This window comes from Janthinobacterium sp. UMAB-60 (assembly GCF_900095235.1).
Lineage (GTDB): Bacteria > Pseudomonadota > Gammaproteobacteria > Burkholderiales > Burkholderiaceae_D > Janthinobacterium.
This window is the reverse complement of record NZ_LT607487.1, coordinates 232,811-242,785: the sequence shown is the minus strand read 5'-3', so window position 1 is coordinate 242,785 and position 9,975 is coordinate 232,811. Positions and strand designations below refer to the sequence as shown.

General features: G+C 66.8%; 9 protein-coding genes. 4 read left to right on the top strand and 5 right to left on the bottom strand.

The genetic code is table 11. The features are described from left to right. Nucleotides 1-474: TonB-dependent receptor domain-containing protein (locus K0F86_RS27510; protein ID WP_257572128.1), on the top strand; the 474-nt coding region annotated here is incomplete at its 5' end. Nucleotides 475-481: 7 nt separating this feature from the next. On the opposite strand, the gene K0F86_RS12555 is transcribed toward K0F86_RS27510, so the two are convergent. The 5 genes from K0F86_RS12555 to K0F86_RS12535 all read right to left on the bottom strand — a co-directional run bounded on the left by K0F86_RS12555 (nt 482) and on the right by K0F86_RS12535 (nt 7,295). Further along, nucleotides 482-1,369, bottom strand: coding sequence for a pirin family protein (locus tag K0F86_RS12555; RefSeq protein WP_219134685.1), 888 nt, complete (start codon nt 1,367-1,369; stop codon nt 482-484). Next, nucleotides 1,366-1,764: an OsmC family protein gene (locus K0F86_RS12550; RefSeq protein ID WP_219134684.1), complete on the bottom strand. Its 399-nt coding sequence runs from the start codon at nt 1,762-1,764 to the stop codon at nt 1,366-1,368. The genes K0F86_RS12555 and K0F86_RS12550 overlap by 4 nt, the downstream gene beginning before the upstream one ends. Before the next feature lie 77 nt (nt 1,765-1,841). Next, complete coding sequence (locus K0F86_RS12545; RefSeq protein WP_219134683.1) at nt 1,842-2,588, bottom strand: SIMPL domain-containing protein; 747 nt, start codon at nt 2,586-2,588, stop codon at nt 1,842-1,844. A gap of 35 nt (nt 2,589-2,623) precedes the next feature. Next, nucleotides 2,624-4,948, bottom strand: coding sequence for an SUMF1/EgtB/PvdO family nonheme iron enzyme (locus K0F86_RS12540; protein ID WP_219134682.1), 2,325 nt, complete (start codon nt 4,946-4,948; stop codon nt 2,624-2,626). 19 nt (nt 4,949-4,967) lie between these two features. Then, nucleotides 4,968-7,295: a hypothetical protein gene (locus K0F86_RS12535; RefSeq protein ID WP_219134681.1), complete on the bottom strand. Its 2,328-nt coding sequence runs from the start codon at nt 7,293-7,295 to the stop codon at nt 4,968-4,970. A gap of 312 nt (nt 7,296-7,607) precedes the next feature. Here K0F86_RS12535 and K0F86_RS12530 point away from each other — a divergent pair, with 312 nt between their 5' ends. From K0F86_RS12530 to K0F86_RS12520, 3 genes are all read left to right on the top strand, one after another. Continuing rightward, on the top strand, nt 7,608-7,844 hold the full coding sequence (locus tag K0F86_RS12530) for a hypothetical protein (protein ID WP_219134680.1): 237 nt from the start codon (nt 7,608-7,610) through the stop codon (nt 7,842-7,844). Nucleotides 7,845-8,032: 188 nt separating this feature from the next. Further along, a complete protein-coding gene (locus tag K0F86_RS27850) occupies nt 8,033-8,731 on the top strand; it encodes a YXWGXW repeat-containing protein (protein WP_306823198.1) in 699 nt (232 codons plus the stop codon). Nucleotides 8,732-8,847: 116 nt separating this feature from the next. Further along, entirely contained in the window at nt 8,848-9,876 is a 1,029-nt protein-coding gene (locus K0F86_RS12520; protein ID WP_219134679.1) for a transporter, read from the top strand. Nucleotides 9,877-9,975: the final 99 nt, after the last annotated feature.

The window sequence follows — 9,975 nt, the reverse complement described above, 5'->3', positions numbered from 1 at the left end:
GAGTGCTATTTCTCGGCGGGCAAGGTGCGCAGTGTAGGCGTCGACGCGGAAATCAGCGGCGAAGTGGCGCCGGGCTGGCAGCTGTTCGCCGGCTACACCCTGAACAATTTTAAATATCTGGAGCAGACATCGAATGCGGGCGTGATGTTCGCCAGCACCTACTCGCCGCGCCACATGCTGCGCGCGTGGAGCGACTACCGCCTGCCTGGCGCCTTGCAGAAGTGGAGCGTGGGCGGCGGCGTGAACTTCCAGACGGAGAGCTCGCGCACCACGCGCGACGTGACCGTGGCGCAAGGCGCGTATGCCTTGTGGAGCGCGCGCGCCGCCTGGCAGATCGACCGCAACTGGACGGCGTCGCTGTCCGTGACGAACTTGCTCGACAAGCGCTACTACCAGACGGTGGGTGCGCCAGCGTGGGGCAATTTCTATGGCGAGCCGCGCAAGGCGCAACTGACCTTGCGCGCGCGTTTCTAAGAAGGACTCAGGTCGCCGGGCGCAGGGGCGCCTTCGGCAGCGGGATGAATTCCGTCTCGCCCGGCACTTGTCCCATGCGCTGGGCGCTCCAGTCGTCGGCCGCCTGCGACAAGCGCTCCTTGCTCGACGAGACGAAATTCCAGAACAGATAGCGGTGGCCATCCAGCGGCTCGCCGCCGATAACGACGAACTGCACCGGGCCGCCGCCTGCCGTCACGACAGGCACGGCACCGGCTTCCAGCAAGGCCATGGTATGCGGCACGAGCGCCACGCCATCGACCAGCACCTCCCCGCTGATCGGGTAAATCGCCGCTTCAACCGGCAAGCCCTCCAGCCGCAGTTCCTTGCCCGCCTGCAGCGCCACGTCCAGGTACAGCGTCCGCATATAGGTGCGCACGGGCGAGGTCTGGCCAAACGCCGAGCCGATCAACACTTTCACCACGGCGCCATCGAGCGCCACGACGGGAATATCGGCCTGCGGCGTGTGCGTGAAACTCGGTTCATCCTCTTCGTGCGCCTTCGGCAGCGCGGCCCACAGCTGCAAGCCGTGCGTGCGGTGCGGCTGGCCCGCCAGGTCGTGCGGCGTGCGCTCCGAATGCACGATGCCGCGCCCGGCCGTCATCCAGTTGATGGCGCCCGGCTCGATGCGCTGGTACGAACCGATGCTGTCGCGGTGATCGATCGCGCCCTCGAACAGATAGGTGACGGTGGCCAGGCCGATATGCGGATGGGGGCGCACGTCGTGGTTGGCGTCGGGCGCCACGTCGATGGGGCCGAAATGGTCGAAGAAGATGAAGGGGCCGACGGCCTGTTTCTGGCTTGATGGCAGCAGACGCCGCACGACGAAGCCGCCACCCAGGTCTTTTTCGTGGCTTTTCAGGATGGCCGCGCTCATGCCAGCACCGTCGTCACTTCGGTGGTGACAGCCGTCATCAATTTATGCAGCGGGCATTTGCCGGCCGCGGCCAGCAATTCCTGACGCTGCGCATCCGTCAGCTCGCCCCTCAGGTGCAGGGTGGCGGCCAGGCGGTACACGCCCTTGCGCTCGTCGCTGGCATCGCGCTCGGTCGACACTTCCACGTGTTCCAGGGGGATGCCCTTGTGTCTGGCGTACCAGACGACGGTGAGCGCCTTGCAGGCCGACAGGGCCGCGTCATACAGGTCGTGCGGCGAGGGGCCGGAATCGCCGCCGCCTTCGTCCACCGAGGCGTCGGCGGAAATGATGTGATCGCGCACGTGCACGATGTGGCGCATGGGTTGCGACTGGTCGCGGATGGCTTTGATGGTCATGGCGTTCCTTGATGCGTTTGGAAAGCCACAATTTACACCGTTTGCCCGCTTTGCGCAGCCCGCCCCCGGGCACCTGGCTATTTGATGCGGAACAGGGCGTCCACCGTCTGCGCCATCTTCAGGACGGTGACCACCAGCATGTCGTCGGGATTTTGCCGCTGGCGGCTGTTGGCGCGCTGGTAGCGGTCGGACGGCACCAGGCCCACCGCATTGCCCAGGTTTTTCAGCTGGTCCGAGGAGATGCCGGCCACGGCGCCCGCGCGCTTGCCGAAGCCGCGCGCCATGGCGTCGGCCTTGCGCTGCGCATCCTTGACGGCTTCGCCCATCAATTCTTCTTCCAGGCGGATGCGTTCGGTGGCGCCGAAGGTGACGGCAAACGCATCGAGGTTGGGCATGGCCAGCAGCGGACGCATGACGGCGGGCCATTTCGACAGGTCCGCCACATTGACATGCACGCTGGCCTTGATCAGGTACTGCGGGTTGGCCGGATCCTGTTCCGCGCCCTTGCGGATTTCCTTGCGCACGTCGCGCACCTCGATGCCGGCCGCCGCCTCGGGCAAGCCCTGCTCCACCAGCAGCGCCTTGATTTCCCCGATGCGCGTCTGCACCAGCGCCGTGGCCACGTCCGGCGCGGGGTCGAAGGCGCTGACGTCGAAGTCGATCTCGCCCAGGTCCGGCGTGACGAAGCTGTAGGCAGTGCCCGTCGCATGGATGAAGGGATAGGAGGGCAAGTCGCTGGCCAGGGCGGAGACGGGCAGGCAGGCGAACACGATGGACAGCAGGCGGCGTTTGAACACGGACACTCCGGCACGGTTAGGGTGCATGAAGTATCCGCCAAGATGACAGATTTAACAATAAATTAATCGAGCGTGCGCGCTACCCTGAAACCGACGATGTCGTTCGACAGCACGGTGGAAAAACCGTTGCGCAGGGCCGAGCGCAGGTAGCGCGGGTGGTACAGCCAGGAGCCGCCGCGCAGGATGCGCCGGCTGCTGTCGCTGCCCTCTTCCCACGCGCTGCCATCGGCGGGCGCGCCTTCGTAATTGTCGTGCACCACGTCCTGCACCCATTCCCACACATTGCCATGCATGTCGAACAGGCCCCAGGAATTCGGCGCGAAACTGCCCAGCGGGCTGGTGCCGCCCCGGTACACGCCGCGCGGGCCGCCGTTGTAGACATACAGGCCGTCGTAGTTGGCCTGCTCGGTGCTGATCGTGTCGCCCACGTTGAAGGCCGTGCGCGTGCCGGCGCGGCACGCGTATTCCCACTCCGCTTCGCTGGGCAGGCGATACCGCCGGCCCGTGCGCTCGCTCAGCCACGCCAGGTACAGCTGCGCGTCATTCCAGCTCACGCCCACCACCGGATGCTGCTCGTTCTGCACGAAGCCGGGATTGTCCCAGTCCGTCTCGGAACCGCCCGCCCAGCCGGTCGCCTTGACGAAGGCGCGCCATTCGCCCACGCTGACGGGATGCCGGGCCAGCGCGAACGGGCGCTCGATGCCGACCCAGTGCTGCGGCATCTCGCGTTCCAGCCAGGCCTGCTGCGAGCCGGCCTGGATGGCGGCCTTGTGCTCCGTCTCGTGCGCGCCCATCTGGAAGCGGCCGCTGGGAATGAGCACCAGTTCCGGGCCCTGCCCCGCGCCATCGAGGAAATCGTCGCGCAAGATGCCTTCGGCGTTGGCCACCGGTTCTACATGTTCGGGTTCCGATTCCAGTTCTGGCGCCGGCGCGGATGCCGGCGCAGGGACAGATGCGGCGGCGGTGCGGCTGGCCTCTGCGCGACGCGCCCGTTCCTGCTCGGCGCGATAGGCCGCCTCCGCCTTGGCGACGAGGGCCTTGCGCTGCAATTCCTGGTGTTCCTGCAGGGCCGTGGCGGCATCGGCTTCGCGGCGCGCGCGCAACTGGCCACGCAGCGCTTCCTTGCGCAGCTTGCGCGCCTCTTCCGCTTCGAAATGGCGCTGCGCCTCCTGCTCGCGGCGCAGTTTGTCCTGCCGCTGCTTTTCCAGCGCAGCGGCATGGATTTCCGCCTTGCGGCGCTGGTCCAGTTCTTCCTGGCGTATCCGGGCCCGCTTGATCTCTTCTTCGCGCGCCTGTTCGGCGGCCAGTGCCGCCTGCCGTTGTTGCTGCGCCGTGCGCGCCTGCTGCTGGCGCGCCTGTTCCGCCAGTTCTTCGGGCGACGGCCCGGCCGCACGTTCCAGATTTTCCAGCAAGGCTTGCACCGATTGGGGCCGCAATTCCGCCGTCAGCGAAAAACCGTTCTGCAGCACCTGCCACTGTTGCGCGTTCAGCGCTTGCGGTGCCGACGGCAGGTGGCTGGCGCTGCGCGCGTCGTCGAACGGCATGCGTCCTTCCAGCATCTGATAGATCATCACGGCCACCGCATACACGTCCAGGCGCGGGCTGGGCTGGCGCTGGTTGGCGCCTGCCTCGGGCGCCCGATAACCGTGCGTGCCCGCATTCGGCATGTCCAGCGCCAGGCTGCTGTCCGCATTGCGCACGCGCGAAGCGATGCCGTAGTCGAGCAATTTGACGTCGCCCTTCGCCGTCAGGAAGACATTGCCCGGCTTGATGTCGCGGTGCACCAGCTTGTGCTTTTCCCACGCATACGACAGGGCCTCGGCCACCGGCTGCAGCAATTGCTGCACCCTGGACAGCGGCAGCGCGCCCTCGCGCGCCAGATAGTGCTCGAGGTCTTCGCCATCGAGGCATTCCATGATGATGAAATAGCTGGCCGTGGCCGGGTCCTGCGCCCACTCGTAGACGCGCACGATATTTTCATGCGCGAGTTTTCTCGCCTGCGTCGCTTCCTCGATCAGCAGCTTGGCGTGCGTGGCGCTTTGCGTCAGCTGCGGCGGCAAGATCTTCAGCGCCACCATTTCGCTGCTGCCCAGCTCCGCGTGCGTGGCCAGGTCGGTGGCTTGCCACACCTGCCCCATGCCGCCCGTGCCGATCAGCCGTTCGAGCCGGTAGCGGCGGTTTTGCGGGCCGATTTCCTGGCCCGTCATGAAGCCCAGTTCCGTGCCCTGGCGCACGGGCAGCGGCGCGGCCACAGGCGCGGCGCCGGGCGGCGCGTACTCGGCGTCGAGGATGGCGTTCTTGCGGCGTTCAAATTCCTGCTCGCTGAGCAGCCCGTCGTCGTGGAGGGCGCGCAGTTCCCGCAGTTTGTCTCGTGCTTTTTGCATCATCTGGGGTGAAACGCTTCCATCAAGGCTGCAGGGCGACGCCGCACGCGGCGCAGAATTTGTCTTCGGGATGGCCCGCGCGCTGCGCATGGCCGTTCTTGCAGCGGGCTGGCGCGGCAGAGGCGGAGGCCGCGCCTGGCTGCAGCGCCTGCGCCACGGCCACGCCCAGCTGCGCCTGCGCCGACAGGCCATGCGCGTGCGCCGCGTTCTGCAGGTTGATCAGGTCGAGCTGCTGGCGCCGTTCGCGTTCCGCCTGGCCTTCCAGGTAACTGCGCTCCTGCGCCACGCTGTCCTGCGCCATGCGCAGCGCATCCAACGGCGCGACGCTGTTCTCGGCCGCCGCCAGCGCCGCCAGCGCGTGGATCTGCTCGGCGCTCATGCCCGCCTGCAGCTGCACCTTCAGCACTTGCGCCAGCGCGGCCGCGTTCTGCCCGGCGGCCATGGCTACCTTGCCCGTGTCGCTCAGCGAGCCGATTTTCTCGATGCGGTCGATGTCGATACGCGCCAGTTCGGCCGCATGCGCCTGCTGCGCCAGCAGGGCTTCATATTCTCCCTTCCAGCGCGCGTAATCGCTTTCGCGCTGCTGCGCCATGGCCAGCAAGTCGCGCTGCCATTGCGCTTCCTGTTCCAGCTGGCGCAGCTGCTGGCGCTGTTCCTCGATGGCCAGCGCGTCGAGCTGCGCCAGCTGCGTTTGCTGCTGCAGCTGGCGCGCGTGCACGCCATCGGCCTCGATGGTGCGCAACAGCTTTTCCTGCTGCGCGATGGCGTCCTCGCGCGCGCCGCCGCGCCGCAGCGCCGCCACTTTTTCCGCGATCTCCCCCGCCTGCACCTGGGCCGCTTCATCCTTGTGCGCCTCGGCGCGCAGCAGTTCGCGCTGGCGCGCCAGCTGCATCTGGTCTTCCCATTCCTGCACCCGCTCGGCCTCGCGCTTGCGCGCTGCATTCGCCAGCATCAGGCCCTGCCAGGCGGCCTGGTGCTGCTCCGCCTCCAGCTGCGCCTCGCGCTGGGCCGCATCCGCCTCCGCCTGGCGCAGGCGCGCCAGCTGGGTACGGCGTCCCGTCTCGTCATCGATCAGCAGCGCGCTCTCGATCTGCTGCGCGATCGACTGCAAGTGGACCTGATGCGTAAAGCGCTGCTGCGCCAGCTGGATCTGCTCGCGCCCGTGCAGCTGCGACAGTTCCAGCTCACTGCGCATCTTGATGGCGGCCAGCGCGCGCACGTGTTCCCAGTTGGCCGTTTCATCGGCGCGCTGGGCGCCCTTCTGCGCCAGTTCCTGTTCCAGCTCGCCCAGCGCCAGCGCGGCGCCATGGTCGAGCGCCTGGCGCCGCGATTTCGCTTCCAGGATGCGGCCGTACAGGTCGATCTGGCGCCCGCGCAGCGCTTGCAGGCGCTCCGCTTCCTGGTGGCCCAGCTCCGCCTTTTCCACCGTTGCATCCTGCCGCAGCTCGGCGCGCCGGTGCGCATGGCGCGCCGCCAGTTCTTCGCGGCGGATGCGCTGCCACTCTTCCTCGTCATACAGCTGGTCGAGCTGCTTCATGCGTTCCAGGCTGTGCTGTTCCAGCTCCTGCGCCGGCAAGCCGCCCAGCCACAGGGTGCCGATGCAGGCGCCGGCATCGCCCTCGCCCGCGCGCTTGTCGTGCCGCAGGCTCAGCGTTTCCACGCCCGCCACGGCCAGGCCGCTGGGCGCCAGGCGCTGCGTCAGGGCCGATTGCAGGCGTTCGTTCAATTCCGGCCGCAGGTCGGCATTCGCATCCATCTCGCGCAGCGCGCGGCTGCCGATGAATTCCAGCGCGATCTGGCGCACGGACGGCAACAGCAAGGCGTGCAGGTGGGCGCGCGTGACGGCGCCCGGCGCGCGCATGAACTGGCGCGCGAACGCATCGGGCTGGCCCAGCGCGATGTCCACGCGCAGCGAGGCGGCGACGTTCAGCCGCTCCGTGCTGGCCAGGCCGGGCAGGTCGAATTCCAGGCTGACGGCGTCGGCGCGCGCGATCAGCACTTCGGCCGGACGCGCCGGCAGCAGCGCGGGCAGGCGCGCAAAGAAGGCGGCGCTGTCGTAGTCGCCAGCCGGTATCAAGGTGAAAGCGTCCGATTGCACGATCCAGGCGCGTGACTCGGCGGGTACCTGCAGACGCCGCGCCGCGCTGCCGAACAGCGAGGACAGTTCGCGCACGCCGAAGAACAGGGCCAGTTGCCCATCAGCAAGATGCCATTGGTTGGCATGCAGCACCGCGTCGCTGTCGGGGGCGCCCAGCGACAAGCCGCATTGCGCGCAATAGCCGGCGGCAGCGCCGTTCTTGTGCTCGCAGCGCGGGCAGCGGGCGCCGCCAAAACCAAACAATTGGAACATATGTGACTCCTGATGAGAATGATTGTGTGCGCACTGGCTGCCGTAGCGATTCTAGCAGGAGCGCCGGCGGCGCACGCTACACCGCGCAGTGTCAAATAATGCCATGCGGCAAGTGCATTCATATGCACGGATACAGGGCTAATTAGGCCTCAATTCAAGCGGTCGCCCGCCGACCCCGTGCGGCGGCATTTCAGCGCCGTTTTTTTGCAGGCCATCCCGCCAAAACCACGGCTGGTCGCATCTGCATGGCGCGCGGGCGCGCCCTTGGCTACAGTGCATGCATACCCACCCGCCACCCCGAAAGGAACCATCATGAAAGCTTTGAAAAACATGGAAGCCATCTTCACCGTCGCCGTCGCCATCGCCTGCGGCGCCAGCTACGTCAGCTTCATGCAGCCATCGACTGCCAGGACGGCCGCTGCGGCGCAGGCGAACCCCATCCCCGTGGTGGTGGTCAGCGCCAAGCGCCTGACGGAACAGGAAAAGAAAATCTCGCTGATCGAGGAACGCCAGGCCTTGCTGGGCAACGCCACCGCCAGCACCTTGTGAGCCATCGATGCTGACTCCACGCCGCCTGGCGCCAGTTTGAAGAGCACCGCGCCAGGCCGCCATTTGTATCCGCCACGGATACACGGACACACAGCATTGTGTCAATTGTAATAAGTTGAATCAAAGGCGAAAAACCGCTGGCAAGCGCCTATAGTCCATTTCACGCAATCATCGAAATGGAGCACACCATGAAACCCATCGCACTCTACGCAGCAGCCATGCTTGCCATCAGCACCGCGGCCTTTTTGCCCGCGCAGGCGATGGCACAGAATCAGCTCGGCGTGAGCATTGTCGTCGGCAACGCCCCGCCTCCGCCGCGCTTTGAAAGCGCGCCCGCACCGCGCGCCGGCTATGTCTGGGCACCGGGCTACTGGAACTGGGATGGCCAGCGCCATGTCTGGACCGGCGGCGAATGGCTGCGCGAACGCGGCGGCAACCAGTACCGCCGCGCCGCCTGGATACAAGAGAACAACCGCTGGCGCCTGGACCGTGGCGGCTGGGTCGCCGCACAGCTACAGCCCGTGCGCTATGACGACATCCGCATCGCCCCGCCGCCACCGCGCCGCGAAGCCATCCCGCGCGCCCGCCACGGCTACGCCTGGGCGCCCGGCCATTGGGAATGGCGCAGCCAGCGCTACGCCTGGGCCCCGGGCGTGTGGATCGCCGAACGCCCCGGCTATGTGTATGCGCCGCCCGCCTGGAACCAGCGCGATGGCCGCTGGCAGATGGAACAAGGCCGCTGGTCGCCACGCGGTCCGAACGGCGACCGCGACCGCGACGGCATCCCCAACCGCTATGACCGCGACAATGGCAACCGCCACGACCGCGACGGCGATGGCGTACCGAACCGCGACGACCGCCGTCCGGACAACCCGAACCGCAGCTAGCACGCGGTTGTAGTCCCCGCCAAGGCCACCCATCGCGGTGGCCTTGTCATTTTCCGGACATATCTATGTATTAAAATCGCGCGACGATCAATCACACTGCGCGAGAAAGATTCACGATGGCGATGGAAACTGCCGGTTTTACCTACGGCTCGGACACCTCGGGCCTGGTCTGGGGCTTCCTGTTTGGCCGCGAGGCCCAGCCGCTGGCGCTCGACTCGACGGCCGCACTGGCCTGGCTGGCCGATGGCGCGGCCAGGCCGGCGCAGGAATTCGTCTGGCTGCATTTCAATTTATCGCATGCGGCCAGCGAAAAATGGCTGATGACGCATACGCAGCTGGCCGACGAATTCTATGAAACGCTGCATCAGGGCTCCCGCTCGACGCGCATCGAACAGGCGGCAAACACCCTGATCGCCGTGGTCAACGATGTGGTGCACAATTTCTCGTTCGAAGCATCCGACATTTCCACCATGTGGGCCAGCGTGGCGCAAGACCTCGTCATCACGGCGCGCCGCGCGCCGCTGCAGTCGATCGAGCGGCTGCGCCAGGCCGTCATCAAGAACCACGAGCCGATCCGCTCGTCGGTGGAACTGCTGATCCACCTGCTGCGCGACCAGGCCGACGTGCTGGTCAACATCGTGCGCGATGCCGTGGCACGGGTCGACGATATCGAAGATCACTTGCTGGCCGGGCGCCTGGTGCCCAAGCGCGAAGACCTGGGCGCCATGCGGCGCGTGCTGGTGCGGCTGCAGCGCCTGCTGGCGCCGGAACCGGCAGCCTTGTTCCGCCTGCTGCAACGCCCACCGGCATGGGTGTCGGAGCTGGACAGCCTGGAATTGCGCCAGTCGACGGAAGAATTTTCCGTAGTGCTCAGCGATATGTCGTCGCTACAGGAACGCATCAAGCTGCTGCAGGAAGAGATCGCCGCCAGGGTCAACGAGGAAAACAGCCGCAGCCTGTTCGTGCTGACCATCGTCACCGTGCTGGCCTTGCCGATCAATATCATCGCCGGCATGCTGGGCATGAATGTGGGGGGAATTCCGCTGGCCCAGCACCCGCAGGGCTTCTGGATCATCGTCGCCATCATCGTCACGTTTACGGTCGTGGCGGGATGGCTGGTGGTGCGCGTGCAGAGAAACAGTTAACTCCGCTCCCGGCACGGCCTGGCAGGCGAACGGCAGGCGCCGTCCGCCATCACCGCATCGATGCCTAGCGGTGGTATTCGCCGGCCCGTTCAGGCTGGT